The organism is Streptomyces sp. NPDC110618 (assembly GCF_055657065.1).
The window spans coordinates 1-20,771 of the sequence record NZ_JBVKBN010000042.1 but is presented as its reverse complement, the minus strand read 5'-3'; the positions used below and the strand labels follow the sequence as shown (position 1 = coordinate 20,771).

The 20,771-nt window shown below is 67.1% G+C and carries 22 protein-coding genes; 15 read left to right on the top strand and 7 right to left on the bottom strand.

Annotation, left to right across the window (positions count from 1 at the left end; all coding sequences use genetic code 11):
- Nucleotides 1–63 precede the first annotated feature (63 nt).
- The gene (locus tag ACZ7L7_RS36915) at nt 64–1,011 is read right to left on the bottom strand and encodes an Arm DNA-binding domain-containing protein (RefSeq protein ID WP_472078003.1); all 948 of its coding nucleotides are present in this window, start codon (nt 1,009–1,011) and stop codon (nt 64–66) included.
- Nucleotides 1,012–1,165: 154 nt separating this feature from the next.
- Between ACZ7L7_RS36915 and ACZ7L7_RS36910 the strand changes: the two genes are divergently transcribed.
- Together ACZ7L7_RS36910 and ACZ7L7_RS36905 are read left to right on the top strand one after the other, a co-directional pair.
- Nucleotides 1,166–1,426, top strand: a complete 261-nt coding sequence (locus tag ACZ7L7_RS36910) for a DNA-binding protein (RefSeq protein ID WP_229830116.1) — start codon at nt 1,166–1,168, stop codon at nt 1,424–1,426.
- A gap of 109 nt (nt 1,427–1,535) precedes the next feature.
- A complete protein-coding gene (locus ACZ7L7_RS36905) occupies nt 1,536–2,513 on the top strand; it encodes a recombinase family protein (protein ID WP_472078001.1) in 978 nt (325 codons plus the stop codon).
- Here the strand turns inward: ACZ7L7_RS36905 and ACZ7L7_RS36900 are convergent.
- Both ACZ7L7_RS36900 and ACZ7L7_RS36895 read right to left on the bottom strand, forming a co-directional pair.
- Entirely contained in the window at nt 2,510–3,280 is a 771-nt protein-coding gene (locus tag ACZ7L7_RS36900) for a hypothetical protein (RefSeq protein ID WP_435270144.1), read from the bottom strand. The genes ACZ7L7_RS36905 and ACZ7L7_RS36900 overlap by 4 nt on opposite strands.
- A 4-nt stretch (nt 3,281–3,284) precedes the next feature.
- Nucleotides 3,285–3,827, bottom strand: a complete 543-nt coding sequence (locus ACZ7L7_RS36895) for a hypothetical protein (protein WP_191884036.1) — start codon at nt 3,825–3,827, stop codon at nt 3,285–3,287.
- 856 nt (nt 3,828–4,683) lie between these two features.
- On the opposite strand from ACZ7L7_RS36895, the gene ACZ7L7_RS36890 reads away from it, so the two are divergent.
- The 7 genes from ACZ7L7_RS36890 to ACZ7L7_RS36860 all read left to right on the top strand — a co-directional run bounded on the left by ACZ7L7_RS36890 (nt 4,684) and on the right by ACZ7L7_RS36860 (nt 11,332).
- Nucleotides 4,684–5,826 (top strand): ParB/RepB/Spo0J family partition protein, encoded by a 1,143-nt coding sequence (locus ACZ7L7_RS36890; RefSeq protein WP_472077999.1) that lies wholly within the window; start codon nt 4,684–4,686, stop codon nt 5,824–5,826.
- A gap of 265 nt (nt 5,827–6,091) precedes the next feature.
- The gene (locus ACZ7L7_RS36885; protein ID WP_472077998.1) at nt 6,092–6,493 is read left to right on the top strand and encodes a DUF488 family protein; all 402 of its coding nucleotides are present in this window, start codon (nt 6,092–6,094) and stop codon (nt 6,491–6,493) included.
- 133 nt (nt 6,494–6,626) lie between these two features.
- Complete coding sequence (locus tag ACZ7L7_RS36880) at nt 6,627–7,961, top strand: putative antirestriction adenine methyltransferase (RefSeq protein ID WP_472077996.1); 1,335 nt, start codon at nt 6,627–6,629, stop codon at nt 7,959–7,961.
- A 2-nt stretch (nt 7,962–7,963) separates the two neighbouring features.
- The gene (locus tag ACZ7L7_RS36875) at nt 7,964–8,866 is read left to right on the top strand and encodes a ParB N-terminal domain-containing protein (RefSeq protein ID WP_472077995.1); all 903 of its coding nucleotides are present in this window, start codon (nt 7,964–7,966) and stop codon (nt 8,864–8,866) included.
- A gap of 25 nt (nt 8,867–8,891) precedes the next feature.
- Nucleotides 8,892–9,425, top strand: a complete 534-nt coding sequence (locus ACZ7L7_RS36870) for a hypothetical protein (protein ID WP_472077994.1) — start codon at nt 8,892–8,894, stop codon at nt 9,423–9,425.
- A complete protein-coding gene (locus ACZ7L7_RS36865) occupies nt 9,422–10,915 on the top strand; it encodes a terminase large subunit domain-containing protein (RefSeq protein WP_191884029.1) in 1,494 nt (497 codons plus the stop codon). Before ACZ7L7_RS36870 ends, ACZ7L7_RS36865 begins: the two co-directional genes overlap by 4 nt.
- 126 nt (nt 10,916–11,041) lie before the next feature.
- Nucleotides 11,042–11,332 carry a helix-turn-helix domain-containing protein gene (locus ACZ7L7_RS36860; RefSeq protein ID WP_079038370.1) on the top strand — a complete coding sequence of 97 codons (291 nt, stop codon included), beginning with the start codon at nt 11,042–11,044 and terminating at the stop codon, nt 11,330–11,332.
- A gap of 39 nt (nt 11,333–11,371) precedes the next feature.
- On the opposite strand, the gene ACZ7L7_RS36855 is transcribed toward ACZ7L7_RS36860, so the two are convergent.
- Complete coding sequence (locus tag ACZ7L7_RS36855; RefSeq protein WP_472077992.1) at nt 11,372–12,124, bottom strand: hypothetical protein; 753 nt, start codon at nt 12,122–12,124, stop codon at nt 11,372–11,374.
- Between the two features lie 155 nt (nt 12,125–12,279).
- On the opposite strand from ACZ7L7_RS36855, the gene ACZ7L7_RS36850 reads away from it, so the two are divergent.
- Nucleotides 12,280–14,043, top strand: coding sequence for a hypothetical protein (locus ACZ7L7_RS36850; protein WP_472077991.1), 1,764 nt, complete (start codon nt 12,280–12,282; stop codon nt 14,041–14,043).
- A gap of 28 nt (nt 14,044–14,071) precedes the next feature.
- Here the strand turns inward: ACZ7L7_RS36850 and ACZ7L7_RS36845 are convergent, their stop codons facing one another.
- The gene (locus ACZ7L7_RS36845) at nt 14,072–15,124 is read right to left on the bottom strand and encodes a nitrilase-related carbon-nitrogen hydrolase (RefSeq protein WP_472077990.1); all 1,053 of its coding nucleotides are present in this window, start codon (nt 15,122–15,124) and stop codon (nt 14,072–14,074) included.
- Between the two features lie 121 nt (nt 15,125–15,245).
- On the opposite strand from ACZ7L7_RS36845, the gene ACZ7L7_RS36840 reads away from it, so the two are divergent.
- The 5 genes from ACZ7L7_RS36840 (at nt 15,246) to ACZ7L7_RS36820 (ending at nt 18,235) form a co-directional block, all read left to right on the top strand.
- Entirely contained in the window at nt 15,246–15,953 is a 708-nt protein-coding gene (locus tag ACZ7L7_RS36840) for a hypothetical protein (protein ID WP_191884025.1), read from the top strand.
- 41 nt (nt 15,954–15,994) lie between these two features.
- Complete coding sequence (locus tag ACZ7L7_RS36835; protein WP_472077989.1) at nt 15,995–16,477, top strand: head decoration protein; 483 nt, start codon at nt 15,995–15,997, stop codon at nt 16,475–16,477.
- A 14-nt stretch (nt 16,478–16,491) separates the two neighbouring features.
- Entirely contained in the window at nt 16,492–17,541 is a 1,050-nt protein-coding gene (locus ACZ7L7_RS36830) for a major capsid protein (protein ID WP_121746878.1), read from the top strand.
- Nucleotides 17,541–17,828: a hypothetical protein gene (locus ACZ7L7_RS36825; RefSeq protein ID WP_472077988.1), complete on the top strand. Its 288-nt coding sequence runs from the start codon at nt 17,541–17,543 to the stop codon at nt 17,826–17,828. Before ACZ7L7_RS36830 ends, ACZ7L7_RS36825 begins: the two co-directional genes overlap by 1 nt.
- 77 nt (nt 17,829–17,905) lie before the next feature.
- Nucleotides 17,906–18,235 (top strand): hypothetical protein, encoded by a 330-nt coding sequence (locus ACZ7L7_RS36820; protein WP_472077987.1) that lies wholly within the window; start codon nt 17,906–17,908, stop codon nt 18,233–18,235.
- Nucleotides 18,236–18,318: 83 nt separating this feature from the next.
- Here ACZ7L7_RS36820 and ACZ7L7_RS36815 read toward each other — a convergent pair whose 3' ends face one another.
- On the bottom strand, nt 18,319–19,275 hold the full coding sequence (locus ACZ7L7_RS36815; protein ID WP_229830143.1) for an HNH endonuclease: 957 nt from the start codon (nt 19,273–19,275) through the stop codon (nt 18,319–18,321).
- The gene (locus ACZ7L7_RS36810; protein ID WP_472077985.1) at nt 19,275–20,648 is read right to left on the bottom strand and encodes a ParB N-terminal domain-containing protein; all 1,374 of its coding nucleotides are present in this window, start codon (nt 20,646–20,648) and stop codon (nt 19,275–19,277) included. Before ACZ7L7_RS36810 ends, ACZ7L7_RS36815 begins: the two co-directional genes overlap by 1 nt.
- Nucleotides 20,649–20,771: the final 123 nt, after the last annotated feature.

The window sequence follows — 20,771 nt, the reverse complement described above, 5'->3', positions numbered from 1 at the left end:
GATACTTACGTGGTGCTGGCACTGCTCGTGGTTCTCCTTCGGGCCAGGATCATAAGCCTGGCTTCAGGGACTCCACGAATCCGGGGTCAGCTCAGAGTGCCATAGGTCGTACAGCCAGTCATCCCCGACGAAGTCCAGGAAGGCGCCGGTCTGTTCGGGCGTCCAGACCATGACCGGACCTGGCTTCTCGCCGGTTCGCTTCCAGTGCTCGACCCGTTCGGACGTCCATACCAGGGGTTTGGGGCGAGTGACGGCCGGCAGCTCGACCAGCCGGGCCCAGTTCTTGCTGAACGCGTCCTCGCGCTTCATCCCCCAGGTGATGGCGGAGCTGAGGGTGTCGTTGATGCGGTGCATGGTCGCTGCGGACGTGACCTTCCGCAGGCCCTTGCGGGCCTCGCGCAGGGCGGCGTTGGCGTCGAGGTAGGCGCGCCGGGTAAGGCGGCGCTCCTCCTTCTTCCCTGCGGCGCGAACCCAGGCTTGGTGCGCGGCGTCGCGGGCCCTGGTTAGCTCCTCGACACGCAGGTGGTGGAGTATTCGCTCTGCGTTCTCGCGCTCGATGGCGTCGAGGTGGCGGACCCGGAGGTCTCGGCGCTTGATGTGCCCGAGGTGAGGCACCAGGTAGTTGTCGATGTGTTCCTGGTAGCCGTGTCGGGTGGTGCGGGCGAGCTTCTTCTTCGCCTCGATCCAGCGCCGCAGATACTCGGCCATGGTCTCGGTGGACATGACGTCGGCGCCGCCTGCCACCTCGTTGTAGAACTTCTCGGCCGCCTCCTCGGCCTTCTCCTTGGTGGGGAAGCCACCGCGCTTGGGGCGGCGCCGCTTGCCGTTCTCGCCGCGCTCCAGCTCCAGGGCGAAGTACCACGTTCCGTGGCCCTTCCGTCCGAGCTTCGGGCACGTCAGCCCGATGTCACCGATCTTCGGTGTGCCGTCATCGTTCAGTATGGGTTTGCCGTTCTTGTCGGTGAGCGGCCCCTTGCACTGGCATCGCCGGTAGAAGTTCGGCGAGTACATCCGACCCCCTGCTGTCGGCTGGCTCTCGGCCAGCCAAGGTTGTGCGTACGTGTCCGTACGTGTCTGGCGTGATCTCTCTTGATCTTGCTGGGGGTGTCGGACAGCGTTGTAAAGTTGCTGACAAGTTGGCGCGGGGGAGATTGCGACCAACGAGATGACTGCTCAGGAAGCGGGCGGACAGGCTTCGGCCGGAGCGATGGGCCTGGAGGAGCTGCTGGCTCTTCCGGCGACCGTCAACGTGACAACTGCCGGACGAGCTCTGGGCATTGGCCGTGACAAGGCGTACGAGTTGGTGCGGGCGGGCAAGTTCCCGGTTCGTACGCTCCCGCTCGGGGGCACCGTGCGTGTGCCGACGGCCGAGCTGTGGAAGGTGCTCGGCGTCGAACCTCGACGCGGGGTGGGGGCGGGAACGTGATAAGCGGAGGGCAATGTACGACTTTGAGGTGTTCGTGCGTTTCATCAAGACTGTGACCTATCTTCGGTAAACTAGTTCACGTAAGGGGGTCGGTAGGAGGGGCGAGATCATGCCAAGGCTGTACGGCTTCGAGGACATGGCGTACCGCCGTGTGCGCGAGAGCGAGGCGGAAGGAATTAGGCGCGCTGCCTCGCGCCGCCTGCTCAGGCAGAGCTGGCCCGCCATCTGTGAGGCGATCAATGCCGAGGGGTACCGCACGACGCGCGGCAACCTGTTCAAGCCCGACGTTCTCGCGAACATCCTCGACCATCCGGCCATCGCCGGCCTGATGGAGAACGAGGACGGCGAACTGGTGGACTCGGGCGGCCCGCGGATCATCCCCGTCCAGGACTTCCTGGCCATCCGCGCCATGCGCCCCTCCAACGACCCCGACACTCAGCGGGCACCCGACCGTGAGTACCTGGTCAGCGGCCCGCTGGGCGTCTGCGGCCTGTGCGCCCACACCCTGGGGGCTTCACCGTCGAATGCGGGGAGCCGCGGTTACCGCTGCATGCCGAGTACGGCCCAGCACCCTGGGGGGTGCGGCAAGGTCCGCATCAACGCCGACCTGTTGGAGAACTACCTGGGCGAACACGTCCTGGCGGAGCTGGCCAAGCCCGAGGTCGCTGCGCTGATCGGCGAGGTGCGTGACGAACTGCTCGCTACCGCCCAGGACCTGCGAGATGAGGCCGCCGCCGCCCGCCGCAGGCAGAAGGAGCTTGGCGAGAGCTACGGGCGGAGTCCGGAGCTGTCCCTGAAGGCGTTCAAGGCGGCCGACAAGAAGCTGACCGAGCTGATTCGGGAGAAGACCACGCAGGCTCGTTTCCTGGAGCAGGTCAAACACGTCCCTGTCGGCGACATCCCCGATCTGGTCCGGTGGTGGAAGCACGCTCCGATGGCCGCGAAGAGGGGGGTTCTCGTGCTCTTCTTGGAGCAGATCGCGGTCTACCCGGCCGCATCCAGGGGCTCGCGCACCGTAGACGCGGACCGGGTGGCACTGCGGTGGCGCCAGTGGGGGGTTGAAGAGGCGCCCGCAGAGTCCGCTTAGGTACTGCGACCGGCTCTCTTGAGGCCGAGGCTGCTCAGCACGGCCAGAGTCAGGCCCCCAATCAGGCAGATGACGCTCATCCCCGCCAGTACGGGGCTGAGCGTGTTCTCGATGGCCAGTGGCCATGTGTGCCCGCCCTCGAAGGCGAGCACGTAGCCGCCCCGGCTGATGGCGTAGAGGATGCCGAAGGCTGCTCCTGCCGTCGTTATGGAGAGCCCTGTCGCCGACGGTCGTCCCTGCCGCCGGACTGCACGGGCGATCTTCGCCGAGCGCATGGTGACCTCCAGGCCAGCTGCCGCGAAGAAGCCCAGGTAGGTGAGGAGGTACGTCCGTACCTCGGAGTTCCGAACGTATGTGGTGGACAGGTCGAGATGGACTCTGTCGGCGCGGCGGAACTCCAGGATGAGCAGCGCGGCCACCACGAAGACGAAGCCGATGCGCAGGGCAATGCCGGCGTGGTGTGGCGCGTTGTACTCCCAGTCGATGATCAGGACTTGCAGGCTGGCGCAGAAGATCACTGCCGCGATGTCCGAGATAAGGAACGACACGTCGTCAGATCCAGCGACGCTGTCGACGGCGTCAGCGACGTCGGGGACCGCAAGTAGCGTGCCGACGAAGCAGCAGACCAGCGATGTGAAGTGTGCGCGCTGCGAGACGCGGTAGGCGAGCAAGCTGCTACGACGCTCTTGGGTGAAGTGCAGGTATACGAGTATCGCCGCACTGATCAGTGCTACCACCGCGCACAGGCCGAAGACCGGGCCGTCCAAGGGGTCAGCGTCCTTCCAGGTAGTCCGCTGCCCTCTCAGCGGCTTCTTCGGTGCTCAGTCGGCGACGTGGCCGCCCCTCGCGGGGCTGGTCGACGCCAGGGGGAGGTGGGGGGATCGGGGGGACGTCTTCAGACAGTCCTGCGCGCCGACGCATCTCCCGGAGCTTCTTGCTGATTTCAAGAATGTCCTGCACCTCAAGGCCCTGCATTAAACGCAGAGCTTGACGGGCTTCAGGGCGTTCCGCGTACACGGTGAGCGCCGTGAGGTCGTCCCACTCCGGGCCTGGCAGCAGGAACGCGGCCGGAGCGCCGAGGGCCTGAGCGAGGGCGGCGACGGTAGCTGTCGTGGGGTTGCTACTCGTGCCGTTCATCAGGCTGTTGCACTGGCCGTGGGACAGATCGGGCTTGCGTCTCCCTTCCTGCCTGGTGGCTTCCGAGACGTCCCGGGCGCTGGGGATGAAGCCGTCTGAGTCGCGGCGCAGACGGAGCAGCGCGAGCAACTTGGCGCTCAGGCCCAGCGGTTGGGCATCGTCGTGCGTGTCTGCCATGTCCGTCTTCTCTGGCCGTGTCGTATGCTCGCCGCAGGTGACTGGCCGGTAACAATCGTCCGTGCTCTAACAATACCTCGCAGGTCGGAGGGGTTATAGGGTTTGTCGGACAGTTTCTCGGCGAGCGCGCGACCGGTGAGCGGCGGACATCGGTGTGCTCTGCGCCTGCCTGGCGGCGGGCGCGCCGGGAGGGTCGTTTCTGGGCGGGCGAAGGCGGCGGCGCATACGCCGTTCACGGGAGGAATCGCATGTCCGAGTTTGACGAGCGGCGGATCAAGGAGTGGGCGAAGCAACCCTCACGGGTGCTTCGCGGCAAAGGCGGGCCGGCGGCTCGGGAGGAAGCGCGCAAGGTTCTGGAGTGGCAGGCCCTCATGCGAGGCGAGCCACAGGACCCGCGCAGTTCGGCGGACGGGGGTGGTTGACGTAGCTGGGCGGTGCCGCGCCCTTCGGTGGCGTAGATAGGTGACATTCTTGAAGAGCTGCTGTACGTTCTGACGTGCCGGGCGGGTACAGCAGCCGCAGGAGCCCCGCACGGCAGCGTCGCGTGAGCGGCGTCCTTCCCTACTCCTCGCCGGGCGGCCGACCCCCCCCCGCGCCCCGCCCGGCGAGGAGTCGGCCGCCCGGTGCGGCCGTCGGGGTGCGTGATGGGAGCTGGCCCGCCGTGACCGCTTGGTCGTGGCGGGCTCTCTTGTGTCCGCATCCGGGAAGGGAAATTGAGGAATGCGACGAATTCCCCTTTCTGAATTCCCTTGAATTAAAAGAGTTCTGAACTTGCTTTGGCGGTATTCGCCATTAAGATATAAGTGTAAGAACAAAGGGAAACACCCCGAACGGAATTCACGAAAGGCGCGGGAAAATGGCTGACAACAAGGTCGAGTTCATCAACATCAAGGTCAGCGAGATCGTCCCTAACCCGGAGCAGCCGAGGAAGTTCTTCTCGGAGGAGGCGCAGGAGGAGCTGACCAACAGCATCAAGGAGAACGGCCTCCTTCAGCCGGTCGTCGTCCGGCCGGTCGAGGGCGCCAAGGTCCCCTACATGCTGATCGCGGGTGAGCGGCGCTGGCGGTCATGCCAGGCGGCCGGCCTGGAGGTCATCCCGGCGAAGGTCGTCGAGGGCGCCACCGAGGAAGAGGCGTACGTCCTCAGCATCGCCGAGAACGTCAACCGCGCGGACATGACGATCATGGAGGAGGCCGGTGCGTACGCCGACCTCAAGGCCGCCGGATGGACCCCAGCGAAGATCGCCAAGCAGTTCGGCAAGACCGAGACTCACATCACCTGGCGGTTGGGCCTGCTCACCCTGCGCCCCGAGGTGGCCGAGATGGTCGACCAGGGGCAGATCAAGAACAACCTTGCCTGGCACATCGCCCAGCTCAACCCGGCGAACCAGATGGTGGCGGCCATGCGGTACGTGCGCGGCGACTTCGACAGCGAGGCCGAGGCGCAGCACTTCGCCAACGGCCTCAAGATGATGGAGCAGCAGACCTCCCTCACCAACGAGAAGGCGCCGACGGCCGAGGAGCAGGAGAAGCAGAAGAAGGCCAAGGCCAAGGCGAAGGACGGGCTCGGCAAGGCCGAGGAGGTCCTGATCCCGCTGCTGGAGGAGCTGGCCGAGAAGAAGCCGGAGGACCTCGCGGTCATCCTCGGTGACGACCTCGCCCGCCACCTGCGAGTCGTCGGCCGCCTGTACGTCAAGGTGCAGATGGTGCGGAACCTGCTAAGCAAGGCGCAGGGCGTCCAGCGGGCCATGGCTGAGGAGTTCAACAAGGCGGCCGTCGAGGTCCAGCAGGAGGCGGCGGCTGCGAAGAAGACCGCGGCCGGGGCCAAGCCCGAGGCGAAGGCCGAGAAGCCGGAGGCGAAGACAGCGGGCAAGCCGCAGTCCACGGCGAAGAAGGCGGCGCCCAAGCCCGCCACGAAGCCCGAGGCGCGCACGGCCACGGGCACCAGGGCCCCGGCGCGCCGGACGCCCGCCAAGAAGGCTGAAGCGGCAGTGAAGTAGAACGGAGGGGCGCGGCAGCGGTCGCGCCCCTCCTCTCCTGCGAGTTTGGGTGAGTGAGCGCGGCCAGAATTCCGGTCGCGCCCGTTTCCGCTTGAATCCCTCTCGAAATTTCAACCCGTTTCGGCCCGGGCCGGGCACGCAGGGAGGCGCTTTCCCTACGTGCCCGGTGCCGCTCAGGCCCCTACAGGTCCGAGCGGGCGGCATCATCGGTCACCGGGGCCGCCGACGCGCCCTGGTATCTGAGCACCACGAAAGGAATGGCCACGTGCTCACCCTGTTCACCAACCGGTTCCAGGCGTTCCAGCCCCCGCAAGGGGTGCCGGTGCGCATCACTCTGGGCGCTCCCCGCTTCAAACTCCCCTACTCCCTCACCCACTCGGTGCGGGAGCTCGCCCCGCGTCGGGACTACCTCTCCCAGCCCCAGCTCGAGTTCACGACGGCGTATCGGGCCGACCTCAACCAGCTCGGCCCCGAGCGGATCGCCGCGCGCCTGCGGCAGGTCACGCAGGCCGAGGGCGATCACCGCCTGGTGCTGCTCTGCTTCGAGGACCTGGCCAATCCGGGCCTGTGGTGCCACCGCCGCGTGTTCGCGGCCTGGTGGAAGGAGGTTACGGGAGACGAGGTGCGGGAGCTGTCCCCGATGGATCAGCAGGGCACCTTGATCTGAGCGTCGGAACCACGCTCCAAAGATAGGTGACATGATTCCAAGGGGCTGCGTGCTCCTTGTCTAAGGTTCCAGCGCAGCGCCCGGCCCGGCACCCGCCGAGGCCGGGCGTTTGTCGTTCGTCGGGAGGCGAGAGATGTTCCAGGGCACCATCCCGGGCCCCATGCGCTCCATCGTGCGCGAGACCGCCGGTGGGTGGCCGCGCGGTCCGGTGTACGTCCCGTGCTGCGGGAACTTCACCATCGAGCGCAGTGTGGCCGGCATGGGCTTTGCCCTGCACTCATCGGATGTGTCCATCTACACCAGCGCGGTTGGCCGGTGGCTCACCCGCCAGCCGGTCGGCATCCAGCTCCGCGAGGAGAGCCGTGACGAACTCGGCTGGCTCGCGGACTCCTTGGACGACGGTGTCGGCACCGTCGCCACGCTCATGCTTGGCACTCGGTTCCTCGCCAGCGTTGGCCGCGAGGGGCTGTGGCACGAACGGGTGGTGCGCTCCTACCGGGAGCAGTGGGAGGTCAAGCACGCGGAGACGGTCGAGCGGCTGTCCGGCTCTGACGTCGAACTGGCTTCGTACGAGGTGGAGGACGTGCGTTCCTGGCTCCAGAAGGTACCCTGTGACGCCCCGGTGTGCTCCTTCCCTCCCTTCTACGGCGGCGGCTACGAGAAGCTGTACGAGCCGCTGGAGGCGCACTTCACCTGGGACGCGCCCGAGTACGAGCCGCTGTCCGACGACGACGTGGTCAGCGTGCTCGGCGCGATCACGGACCGGCCGTACTGGCTGACGGCCTCCAACCACGACGTGCCCGAGCTGCACCCCTACCTGCGCGGCGTGATCAAGGCGACCCCGCGTGCCGCTCCCTTCTACGTGTACGCCAGTCAAGCCCGGACGAGGATCGTCGCCCCGCGCCAGCCGATCGAGCCGGTGAAGGTCCCCCGCCTGCGCGAGGGTGACGAACTGGTCGGCCCGCTCACGCTGTCGCTGCTGAAACCCGGCCAGTTCAACGCGCTGCGTTCCCGATACCTCAACCCGAAGATCGCGCCGGGTGCGGCGAACCTGGCCGTCGCGGTGAAGGACGGCGGCGGACGGATCTTGGGCGTGTTCGCGATGGCCCCGAGCACGTTCACGCCGGACGAGGCGTACGTGCTCTCGGACTTCGCGGTCGCGCCAACCGACTACCCGCGGTTGTCGAAACTGATCGTGCTCGTGGCCACGAGCGCCGAGGCGCAGTTGCTGTGCCAGCGGGCATTCTCGCGGCGGATCCGGCGGGTGGCGACGACGGCGTTCAGCAACAACCCGGTGTCGATGAAGTACCGCGGGCTGCTGCGGCTGCACAAGCGCAGCCCATCGAACGAGGACGGCTGGAAGTTCCAGCTCCAGTACCAGGGGGCTATGGGCCAGCACACGCTGGCCGAGGCCCTTGAGATGTGGGCGAAGCGGTGGGGCGCCCCGATGACGAAGACGGGAGTCTGACCATGGAGGAGACCACTCGCCTCGCCCCGCCGCAGATGGTGCAGGGCGACCCGCGCACGCTGACGCTGCTCGACATCAACGCGCGGTTCCTGCCGCACGAGCAGTTCCGGCAGCTCGTGGCGAACATCGAGCGAGACGGCTGCCTGACCTCGACACCGCTGGTGTGGAACGACCGCGACACGGGGCGGCTAGTCGTCCTGTCCGGCAACCACCGCACGCTCGCCGCGATCGAGGCCGGCCTGTCGCAGATCTGGTGGATGCAGATAGACGAGCCGCTGCCCCGCCAGCGGCAGATCGCTCTCCAGCTCTCGCACAACGCCATCGCGGGCCAGGACGATCCGGCAATCCTCAAGGAGCTGTACGACGAGCTGGAGTCGGTGGAGTGGCGGCAGTACACGGGCCTGGACGATAAGGCTCTGGACCTGCTGGAGAAGGTGGACGTCGCCTCCCTGGGCGAGGCGAACCTCGACTTCGCCAGCGTGCAGTTCATGTTCCTGCCCGATGAGCTGGAGCGAGCCGAGGCCGCGTTCGATGCGGCCCGGTCCGCAGCGGCGGCGGACCAGCGGTGGGTGGCCGGGCTGGAGCAGTACGAGCCGGTGCTCGATGCGCTGGAGACCTCTCGGGCCGCGTACAAGATCGGCAACAGCGCGACGGCGCTCGGCGTGATCCTCGAGGTGTTCGAGCGGCACCTCGGGGAGCTGGCCGAAGGCTGGTTCGACACGGCCACCGGAGAGGCGACGAGGGCGGGGACGGCACCGCTGGAGACAGTGTTCGGCGTTCGGGACGTGCCGGTGGAGACAGCCGCCGTCGTGCGGGCGGCCATCGACCGAATGGTGCAGGACGGCACCGTGCCGGCGGACCAGCCGTGGCGGGTGCTGGAAGTCCTGGCCGAACGGAGCAACTAGAGGGCCGTTGGCCAGGAGGTGAGCGGTGGCCGAGGGCACCGTGGAGTCCTGGGAGCGGCAGAGCGGGGAGTCGGTCCAGGCGTTCGAGGCGTTCGCCGTGTACCGCGATCTTGGCCCGGCGCGGAGTGTCACAAAGGCAGCACGGGAGTTGGATAAGTCTCGGTCTCTGCTGGGCCGGTGGTCGCGGCAGTTCGCATGGGTGATGTGGGCTGCGGCCTACGACCGGGAGCAGGACCGGCTGTTCCTCGCGGAGCAGGCGCAGGCGCGGCGGGACATCGCCCGCAGGCACGCGAAGTTGGCGCAGGCCGTGCAGAGCAAGGCGGTGGCCCGGCTCCAGACGCTCGACCCGCGGGAGCTGTCGCCGTCGGAGCTGCTGCGCTACATCCAGGTCGCGGCGGAGATCGAGCGGCGGGCCGTGGGTGAGGCACCGGCGGCCGGGATGGTTGAGGACCGTGACCAGGGCATGGACGTGGCCTCTCTGTCGGATGAGGAACGCCGGGCTCGGATGGATCAGCTCCGCCGGGAGCTGGAGCGCCGGTTGTCGGAGGGCGCGCAGTGAGCCGCGGCCGAGCCAAGCGCCGCATGGTCGGGGGGTTCGCGGACCCGTCGGTGATGAGCGACGAGCAGTTGAAGGCCGAGGTCGCGGTACTGCTTCGGGCCGACGAGCTGTCGGCGCGCAGGTGGGCGTGCGAGGTCCCAAACTGCGACGGGCTGCCCCACGCGGGGTGGCTGCATCACCATGCCCGTGCGGCGCAGCGTCAGCCGCTGTGGCTGTGGACGGTGTGGATGCTGCTCACCGGTCGTGGCTGGGGGAAGTCGCGGACGGCGGCGGAGACGGTGAGGGATTGGGCGCAGACACCGGGGCTGCAGATCGCGGTGGTGGCGAAGAACGCGACGCTGGTGCGGGACATCTGCTTCGAGTCCCCGAAGTCGGGACTGCTGTCGGTGTTCCCGCCGGAGGAGGTGGCGAAGTACAACTCGTCGCTCGGTGAGACGACGCTCCGGCTGACGAACGGCACGCTGATCCGCGGGTTCGGTGCGGAGACGCCGGACAACCTGCGCGGCTGGGCGTTCGACAAGGCGTGGTGCGACGAGTACGCGGCTTGGTCTCGGCACACCGCGCAAGAGGTCTACGACATGCTGTGGTTCTGCCTGCGTGAGGCGGACACCCCGCAGGTCGTCATCTCCACGACGCCCAAGCCGCTCCCGCACGTCAAACGGCTCGTCGAGCGCGGCCGGGAGCAGGAGAAGGCGCATCAGAAGGGAGGGGCGCCGCCGCGGGTGGTGTTGACTCGCGGGCACATGCGGGAGAACGACGCGAACCTGTCGGCGGCGGCCCGCGAGGAGCTGGAGGAGGAGTACGCCGGCACCCGGCTGGGCCGTCAGGAGCTGTCCGGGGAGCTACTCGAGGACGTGGAGGGCGCGCTGTGGAAGGGCTGGATGCTGGAGGTCGAGGGCTTCCGGTCCCGGCCCGAGCATCTGCCGGACCTCCAGCGGGTGGTGGTATCCGTTGACCCGGCCACGAAGTCCCACGAGAACGCGGACATGACCGCGTTCACGGTGGCGGGGCGCGGGTTCCCGGTGGAGACGATGTTCGGGGACGACCGGCCCCGCGGGTATCTGCTGCACTGCGAGCAGGACCGGTACACGCCGACGCAGGCGATGAAGCGGGCCGCCACGCTCTACCACGAGCACCGGGCGGACTGCGTGGTCATCGAGGCGAACAACGGCGGCGACTACCTGCCCGCTCTCCTGGAGCAGGTGGATCCGACGGTGAACTGGCGCATCGTTCACGCCACGAGAGGCAAGCGGGCGCGGGCGGCCCCGGCAGCGCAGCTGTACGAGCAGGCTCGGGTGTCGCATGTCGGCCCCGCTCGGCGGTTCGCGGAGCTGGAGGAACAGATGACCACGTTCGTTGGCCAGGGGGAGACGGAGGACTCGCCTGACCTGCTGGACTCGGCGGTGTGGGCGCTGTGGGACCTGTTCCTGGATCCAACGATGCCGCCTCCACGTGGCGGGGATGACCAGCGGCTGAGCGGTCGACGGTAACCGAGTGTCATCCCTGCGCGGCATACCGTCATGCGCAGGGATTGAGGTCATTAGCCTTGACTAATGCAATTAGCTATGGCTAATATCTTCTCCTGAATCAATCATGCCGGTGCAGGAGGTGAAGACATGGAGCCGGGCGTCCGAGCTCTACCCGAGGACGGCTATGAGGAGCGGCTGACTGCGGAGCTGGCCCGACTGCCTCGCGACGTCACAGTTGAGATCAGCCGACTCCAGCGCGCATCCGGACTGACTCAGTCAGCCCTAGCTGCCCGTATGGGCGTAACGCAGGGTCGCGTCAGTCAGGTCCTCTCTGGTGATGCGAACGCCACACTCCGCACGTTGGCATCGGCGGCAGCGGCGCTCGACGCACACTTTGTTATTCGGCTTGAGCCGAACCCTCCCAAGGCTGACGAGTAAGGGCCTCCCTCTGTGGGGCGTGGGCGGTGCCTATTGAGGCTACAGAGGCGGCCGCGGGTTCTGCACTCTCGGGACTAGTGAATCTCTGCCATTCACATATGCCCGTACGAGCATGATCCGATACTGGTCCCATGCTTCGTCCAGCGAGCGCCGATATTCGAACGCCTGGCCGGTGCTTTCCCAATGGCGTGCATCGGCGCAGTGCTGCCGGATGCCCTGCATCCAGACCTGTTCCTCCCTGGTCTTCACGAGGTCTTGCTCGCGCAACTCTTTCGCAAGGTCACGAGCTTTGGTCTCCACCTCGTCGGGTGTCCAGGTCAGGTCCCAGCGCAGGCGGCACCAGTCGTTCCGATGTTGAAACATTCGGGCATCCAGACGCTGCAATCCGTAGACGAGTGCCGCCTTTTGTATCGCGCGGAACCATCCTGGAGTACTCTTGCTCGTTCCACCCTCACTCTCGTGTCTCCTGCTCTTGACTGCGCCAGTCAGTCGCTCTGCGTCCAGAATGCTCGGACCTACGCCTCCTGCAAGCAGGGCTGCGTATGGTGACGCTATGAGGGCGCCCAGCAGCGCAGCCAGCCCAGCTGTCAACAGGATGACCTGAAGAGAAGTGATGATGCTGGCTCGTGTGAAGGGGCGTAGACCCTTCCCTTGGCCGCGAGCCCAGAGCCATGCCCAGCCGCTAGGCAAAGCGACGATGAAGGCGATCAAGGCCCTCGCCCATGTGGACTGCTCCCCGACGACGGGAATCGCCAAGGACTCGTGGAGCATCTGCCATGCCGTAGTTGCCACGACAACCACCTTGATCCGCAGGCGCTACTACCTTTCTACGCGCAAGGGCAGTTTTCTTCCTGTTGTAGGCCCTGCGATCGCCGACGCCGACGCCGACGGGACGGCGCACTAAGCTGGCATGCGGCGCGGGGCCAATCACCGGAGGACTGCCCCCGATGAGCCTGCGCCAATTTGTGATCGACGCTTGGTCGTGGCTGAACTACAAGCCGGTGATGGCCGACGCTGGCCGTCCGAGCAGCCGGGCGTTTCCGGAGCTGGCCAAAACGTGGGTGCCACCGCACGAGTTGCGGCGGCTGGCCGCGTACAAGGTGCTGGCCTCGTACGACAACAACCAGGCCGGGCAGCTTGCGGCGGCCGGTGGCGACGCGAGCGCGCTGGAGCGGCGGGAGCTGGGGGACGCGGCGAACCTGGTAGACACCGCCCTCGGCTACCTCCTCGGTTCGGAGCAGAAGGTCACGGTCGAGGGCGCGGAGCACGCCGATGCGGAGATGCCGACGCCCGGTGCAGCGGAGGCCGCCGCGGTGCAGGACCGGTTGCGGAAGTGGGCGGACAAGGAGCTGCTGACCTTCCGCGTCCAGCAGGCTGAGCGAGCTGCGGTGCTGCTCGGGGACAGCGTGATGGTGCTCGCGTGGAACCCGGAGAAGCAGCGGCCGACGCTGAGGGTCTACGATCCAGGGTTTTTCTTCCCGCAGTGGGACGACGAAGACGAGGATTTCCCCAGGCGGGTGCATCTGGCGTGGGAGCTGCCGGCGGACGACGACGCCGGCTTGAAGGCCAGGGTGCGGCGGGTGACGTACGAGCTCGGTCCGATCTCCGAGGACGGCGAGCCCGGCGAGGGTGCGGCGGCTGGCGGGCGGCAGTACCCGTGGGAGCCGGGCCGGACGTCCTACGTGACGTGCTACCTCACGGACGCGGAGTGGCTGCTGGAGGACCTGAAGAACGGCGAGACGCTGGACCGGCTGCCGATGGACAAGGCGAGCTTCCGGGTGCGGCCGGACGGCATGGAGCTGAACCGGCTGGACCTGATGATCGACTTCGTGCCGGTGGTGCACATCGCGAACACGATCCCTGACGGTGGAGAGCACTGGGGACGCTCGATTCTGGCGCGGGTTCTGCAGGCGCTCGACGAACTCGCGGCCACGGACTCGGACAGCTCAGCGGCCTCGGCGACGACGGGCACGCCGATCATCGGGCTCGCGGGTGCGCGGCTGCCGGTGGACCGGGCGACGGGCAAGCCGCAGGAGCTTCAGGTGAAGGCCGGTGCGGTGTGGCAGCTCGGTGAAACGGGGCGCATGGATGCCCTGGACACGTCGCCGCAGTTGGCCGAACTGCGGGCGCGGGTGGATCACCTGCTGGAGCGGATCGCGGCGAACAGCCGGGTGACGGCGGCCGGTCTCGGGACGCTGGAGGCCACGGAGGTGCCGTCGGGCTACGCGCTGAAGCTGGCGCTGGGGCCGCTGGATGCGTTGATCGGGATGATGCGGTTGGCGAGGGAGCACAAGTACCGGCTGCTGTTCAAGATGGTGCAGCGGCTGTACCAGGCCGGGCGTGCGGCGGGCTGGACGGCCGGAGAGACGCTGCCGGCGCGGCTGGCATGGGCGCCGCACACGCCGACGGACCGCGGCGCGGTGCTGGAGGAGGTCGTCAAGGCGTACGGGGCGGGGGTGCTGTCGCTGGAGACGGCGGTGGCGATGCTGCTGGAGGCCGGGTATCCGATCAAGGACGCGTCGCAGGAGGTGGAGCGGATCCGGGCGAAGGCGGAGCAGGAGGCCGCGGTGCGGATGGCGGAGGCCGCTGCTCGGCGCGGGCGTGGAGAGGACGACGAGGACCAGGAGGAGGATGACGGGTCCGGGTCGGCCGGGGGGAGGAAGCCGGTGGGGAAGGTGAGCGAGCGGGAGCCGGTTGAGGCGGGCCGATAGTGCGGCCTCGGGGTGCGTGAAGCGGGGGTCAGCGCCAGATGCCGCGGGCGCGCATCAGGTCGATCTGGGGTTCGGTGACGTGCTCGCGGTACTCGGCGTGGTTGTACGGCGGGCGGTCGGCGTAGAGGTTGGCCGGGTAGATCGGCTGTTTGTACAGGGTGGCGAACAGCTCGGTGCGCAGGTCCTTGGTCCAGTTGGTCCACGTGGCGGTGGTGCGCTGGCGCCGGAGGGCGGGCAGGTCGATGGTGGCGGTGACGAAGGTGGCGACGCCGCCGTGGTCGAGGTGGCCGACGGTGCGGCCGGTGTAGTCGGTGATGGTGGAATGGCCGCCGAAGAAGTCGACGCGCGGCACGTTGGCTCCGGTGTAGGAGGCCGGGTTGGGGGCGAGGACGTACATGGTGTTGTCGAGAGCGCGGGCGCGGTTCTGGATGTCGTAGGTGTCGGAGGCGACGCCCGGCAGCGGGTAGCTGGTGCGGTAGGCGATCTCGCATCCGCCGAGGGCAAGGCCGCGGGCGTTCTCCGGGTAGGACGCCTCGTTGGCCATCATGACGCCGAGACGACCGATGGCGGTGTCGGCAACGGGCCAGTACGCCTCGGGGCTCCGGCCGTAGAGACGGGTCCACTGGTCGAGCACGTCGTGTGGGCTGACGCTGTGTTCCATGGGTGGCAGCGGGGCGAGCTTGTGGTGCCGCAGGACGATCTCGCCGTCGGGGTCGATGACGAATCCGACGTTGAAGTACCGGTCAGGGAAGGCCGGGTGGAGGGCCTTGGCCTGGGCCATGATGTGAATGTTGAACTCGCGAGCCCAGCGCCCGAGTTCTTGCGTTTCCGCGCCGGGAAGGCTGATGGCGCAGGTGCGCGCGTATGTGGCGTGGTCGAGGTCGTGGATCTCGTCGGTGAAGCCCTGGAGCGCGCCTTCGGGCAGGGCGACCAGCCGGACGGGGTGGTCGAGGCCGCCGAGAGAGACAGCGGTGCGGGTGAGGGCGTAGAGGTGGTCGAGGTTGGCGGCGATGTCGTCGCGCTGCTGGATCTCGGTGATCTCCGGGATGAGCCCGACAGCGGTGTAGGGGTCGAGTGTCATGGGTGGTGCGCCTCCTTGTTCGAGGCCATCCTGCGGGGGTGGTCGGACAAGGGTTCGTGGCCGTGTCGGTGCAGGTGGCTACACTGGCCGACAGCGCGGGGGCGCGCTCTGGAGGAGATGTATGGTCCGGCCCCTGCCGCCTCGCCGTCCTGTCGGCCACCGCCGGGACGGGCGGCCGATCTACCCGATTCTCGGTGCTTCGTCGGAGGACGAGACGAACGACCAGCTCGATGAGGCCCCGGACGACGGCGGCCAGGAGCAGCAGGTCACGGTCACCCAGGACCGGTTGGGCAAGATGCTCACCCGCGAAAAGGCGCAGGGCGAACGGGCTGCGATCAAGCGGCTGTTGTCCACGCTCGGGTTCGACTCCCCGAAGGCGCTCACCGAGTTCGTCACCGCGCAGAGGGAGGCCGAGCAGGCCGCGCTGTCGGAGGTGGAGCGCCGGGAACAGGCTGCTACCGAGCGGGAGTTGCAGGCCGCGCGCCGGGAGGAGCTGGCCGCCGAGCGGGAACGGGCGGCACTTCGCCGGGCCGCGCTGGTGGCGCTCGGCGCGGAGGGCGACGATCTGGTGGACGCTGAGCGTCTGCTGGCCGTGGACGACGAGGACGCGGACGAGGCGCAGATCCAGTCGGCGGCCGAGGCCCTGCGAGCCAGGCGTCCGGAGCTGTTCGGTGAGGTCCGCACCCTGATGCCGGCCGCCCCCGCGGGCGCACCGGCAGGGCGCGGCCCGACCCGTACGGCCCCGGTGTCCAAGCCCGGTTCGGCCGGACTGGAGATGGCCAAGCGCCGTGGCCTGATCCCGGAGTTCAGCGACTCCGCAGCCCGATAATCCAGGCCTCAGACCTTGGGGGACCACGCCCCCTGAACTTCGTGGACGGCATCGCCTCCGTGGGCGGTGTGCGGAACCTGACCGCAGCGTCCATGGAGACCAAGCACATGACCATCCAGCCCGTCTCGACGTCCGAGTACACCACTGCCAACCGCGAGTGGCTGGCGTCCCTGCACGGCACCGACTCCGTCGACACCATCACCCTCGACCTCACCCTGTTCAGCGAGGGCGTGCACTACGTGTGCGGCGACGGCTGCGACCCGTACGGCCGGGTCCTGTCCGGCGTGCCGGTCGGCAGGGTCGCGGAATCCGGCCTGTACGGCCCGTACGACCCGGAGGCGCACTGCGGCCGCCAGACCCTGCGCGGCTTCGTGATCGCCGAGGCTCCGTTCGCGCCCGGGCAGACCCGTGTTCCGGCCGCGCTGCTGTGGCACGGCGCGGTGAAGGCGTCGAAGGTGCCGGGCGGCATCGACGTGTCCCAGCTCGTGTGGCACCCGCGTGCCGCGCAGATCCGCTTCGTGTGAGCGGGGGCTGAACTGTGACGATTCAGGACCTGCTCAAGGACGTCTCGGTCATGGACCTGACGGCGTTCGCCAGGGCGATCCCGTCCCCGAAGGACTTCCTCCTCACACAGACGATCTTCCCGACCGTGGAGATGCGGGAGGTGAAGTGGCGCACGAAGGACTCCGGTCGGTACGTCAACGTCGCCAAGTACCGGGCGTTCAACGCCTCAGTGCCGTTCGCGACCCGTGAGGCGTGGCAGACGTCCCGCGAGGGCGCGCTGCCCGCGCTGGGGCAGAAGCTCGTCGTCTCCGAGCAGGAGCAGATCCTGCTGGAGGCGTCGCACGGCTCGGACCAGGACCGGCTGATCGAGCTGCTGTACGACGACGTGGAACGGCACGTCGAGGCCATCCGGTCCCGGCTGGAGCTGGCCGCTGGCGACGTACTCGCGGACGGCCGGTTTACGCTGGAACAGGAGAACGGCCTGACGCTGGAGGTGGACTGGAACGTCCCCGCCGAGAACATGCCGGTCGCCCGGATACCGTGGTCGGACCCGGCCTCCGACCCGATCGCGGACGAGCTGCGATGGATTCAGCACCTGGACGACATCGGCGCCCCGGAGCCGGAGCTGGTGATCACCTCCCGGAAGGCGTTCAGCTACCTGGCGGCGAACAACGCCTACAGGGCGGCTTACTACGGCAGCGTGAACCCGTCGACCACCCCGACGGCGACGCTCACTCCGCAGCAGATCAACGTGGTGCGCGGCAACTACAGCCTGCCGCCGATCCAGTTCTACAAGGCCCAGGTGCGGGTGGACGGCAAGCCCCGCAAGGTGCTGCCCGAGGACCTGTGGATTCTGGTGCCGCCGGAGCGGGAGAAGTGGGCGCAGACCATGTACGGGGTGACCGCTGAGGCCCTGGTGCTGTCGCGCGGGTCGAACCCGGAGATCATCCGGGAGGACGCCCCCGGCCTGATCATCACGCGAGGTGTTCAGGACGACCCCGTGCAGATCTGGACCAAGGGCGCCGCGGTCGGGATGCCGGTCATGCACACCCCGGACGCGCACATCGTGGCGAAGGTCCTGTGATGGCGAGCCGCGGGCGGCTGAAGGCCGCGGTTTACGTACAGGACCCGACCACGAGGGTGGAGCTGATCCTGCTCCCCGGCAACTGCCCGGACCCAGAGGTGGCTGTGCTAATCACCAACCCGGACGCGTGGGATGAGTCACCGGAGGACTGCGACGAGCCGGACGAGGCTGTCGCGGTGGAGAAGGCGGAGCCGTCCGGGAACAAGGCCGGCGGCCAGGCGGAGACGGCCGACGTTGGCGCGATCAAGAAGCCGCAAACCCGGCGCTCCCGTTCGTCCGGGTCGTAGGATGACGCTCGTACGGCCCGTCACCAGCATCCCCCGTCTGGTGACGGGCCGTACCTCGTTCGTTGGAGGGATCCCTTGTGGATGAGTTCCAGAGGTCATGGCTGTTGGCGCAGCTCGGGCCGGATACTGACGCGGCCGACCTGGAGCGCCGGTTCTTCCGGCTGCGGACGGTACGCGCGGTTGCACTCGAGGTACTGGGCGAGCGGCGTGCGAAGCTGCTCGCCGACCCGCTGAAGGTAACCGTCGACGGCGTGGTGACGATGGACCTGCAGGAGAACCTTCGAGGGGTCGAGCGGCAGATCGAGCAGGTTCTCCAGGTCCCCGCCCCGGATGGCCCCGAAGACGAGGACGACGCAGATGAGGCGATGGCGACGACGTGGCTGACGCCTGCGAGCCGCTACCGCTAGGTCCCGGGAACGAGCTTGGGCTGCTCCATAGCCGGTTGGCGAGGGCGGCCCGTCATCTGAGGTGACTCGGACGCCGAACGTTTCTAGCTGGTGATGGACGCAGCAAGGCGCTTGGGACCGATCCACCTGTCGAGACGCCAAGGATCGTGATGCTCACAGAATACGGCTAGATTGACCGGAGTGAGCGCACCGTTGGGATTCCGGGGCCCGGCGAAGAGTTCACTGTCCTCGATCTTGGCGGTGCAACCATCGGGGAATTCGCACCTTCTACGAGTAGCCACGGTCCGCAACACCCAAAGTGGCTGGGGCTGCGTCACAGGACCCAGAGCTTGATGGTCGAATATGCCGGCAGACCACGGAATCGTGTCGTATATGTTCGTGTATCTGTTCTTTACGGAGTTGCACCAGCCGCAGGCAAGGCGCAGATTCTCAACAGACGTCTTCCCGCCCTCTGCAACCGGGATTACATGATCCACCTCGATGCACAGCTGACTCGCGCGCATGCCTCGGGGGCGCGTGAAGTCAACTAGCGGTGGGGTGGGCGGCTCATCTTGGGCGATGCCGAGGAACTTATCTCGGGCATGGTCTCCGAACAGGTAACCGCAAAGGTAGCAGCGAGGTTCTGGCTGCCCCATGGCCCACAGTTCTTCGCGCGTGGCGAGTCCGACCGCCGACCGCTTCCGCCTCCTCCGCGCTGAGACCAGCTGCCAAGCAAACTTCGTCAGCACGCGTGCATACTTCTTTCGCTCGTCCAAGGGGACTTGCGGGCTGACGGTGTTGAAGTAGTCGAGTATGGGGGCGTGGAGGTGTCCGATACTCAGTTCGGCGTCCAGTTCGTACGGAGCCAGGTCAACGAGACTTTCGATGAACCAGCGACCCCAGACTGTTGACAGGTCTCCGCGCAGGAGCCAGCCATGATTTCCAGATATGACCTCTGGCACTGTGTATTTCGAGAGAGACTTCAGGGCCTCGTCCGACCAGTTACTGTCCAGGGCCTTTTTGATCTCGGCGAAGAACTCGCCGACCTCCTGTGGCTGCATCACGCCCCGGCAGCGGGGTTGTACTCGCCCTCCTTGGGCAGGGACTCGGGGTTCCTTCGGTAGTCGTACCAGAGGCGACTCCAAGTCCTGCGGATGAGTGGGGTGTCCTTCTTCTCGACGTTCCAAAGTCGGTTGAAATATGCAGGGTTGACGTCAGTGAGCCACGCCTCCATGGTGGAGTCGACATCGTCGAGGCTGTTGAGCGTCTTCTTCTGCATGCGCAGGAATTCGAAGTAGTCAGCCGCCAGAATCGTGAGGCTGATCTTGTTGTACAGGTTGCTGCGGGTGGTTCCCCAGGCGTTCTTCGCCTCCGGATCGTCGGCGCCGAACTTGTCCCTGATGTTCGAGTAGAACCTGATGAAGACGTCCCGCCAGGGGCCGTCAGGCCTGGCCCATGCCGCGACCTTCTCGTCGTGAGTGTCGAAGTCTGCGACGAACGCACTTTCGTCAAGGTGGTACTTGCCCCAGACCCGGGCCCAGTCGGTCTTCTGTCCGTAGAGCTTGCCCCCGGACAGCTCTCGGAAGATTCCTACGAGTCCCTTGAGGACCGGCCACTGCAGCAGGGTCCTGTTGTCTCCCGCGATACCGGTCTGTACGAAGTTCTTGAACGGGCTCTCTTCCGCCCGCGTGAGGTAGGCGATGGCCTGAGAGTCGTCCAGCTTGATGCCGGCGTCCTTGAGTCGCTGTGCCACCGGGTCCAGTTCGTCCTTGCTCAAGCTCGTCGACACGATCGTGCCCAGAAGGGCTTTGCCCATCGGCGTGGCCTTCTGGTTCACGACCACGAACTGGAAGACGTGTTCGCTTGGGCTGGGGTCGAGCAAGAGGGAGACGGGCAGCCGCCGAGCGTGTGCCGAGATGAAGTCGGCCTTGGCCTGAGCAGGGTCCAGGCCGTTCTCTGCTGCCTCAAGGAGGAAGGCCTCCCCGTCCTGGCTCTCAGCCAGGCTCGCCGCGGCCAACACTGCGCCCTTCAGGCGGTGCTGTCCATCGACGAGCATGATCGGCTTGAGGTAGCTGATCATCGCTTCCCGGTCGAAGCCGAGGATCTTCTTCGGCTTCACGTCCGCGTCGAGGGCTTCGAGGACCTTGATTCGACCTTTGAGCTCGGTGTAGAAGTCGATCAGGTGGGTCTCGTCGGTGAGGAGCACGCTCGCTGCATCTGCCTCGTCTCCGTTCCCCGCGTCCTCCGCTGCCACTTCCTCGTCTTCGTCTCCGACGGCATCGAGCCCGTGCTCCTTTCGAGCCCGATCTATGATCGAGGAAAGTCGCTCCTGATCCAGAGCGGTCTTCTTCAGTTCCGGCATGCGCGCCTCGAGGCGTGCAACTACCCGCGACATCAGCTCCAGCAAGGACGTGTCGCTGAAGTCCTCGCTCACGATCTCCAGCGTGCCGAACTCGGGAGTACCTGAGGGGCCTCACGTTTTCCGGACAGGCTTCTGACCGTCTATTTCATGCGGCGATTCGCAACTTCTCGTACTCGGCGTGGACTTCGCGCGGAG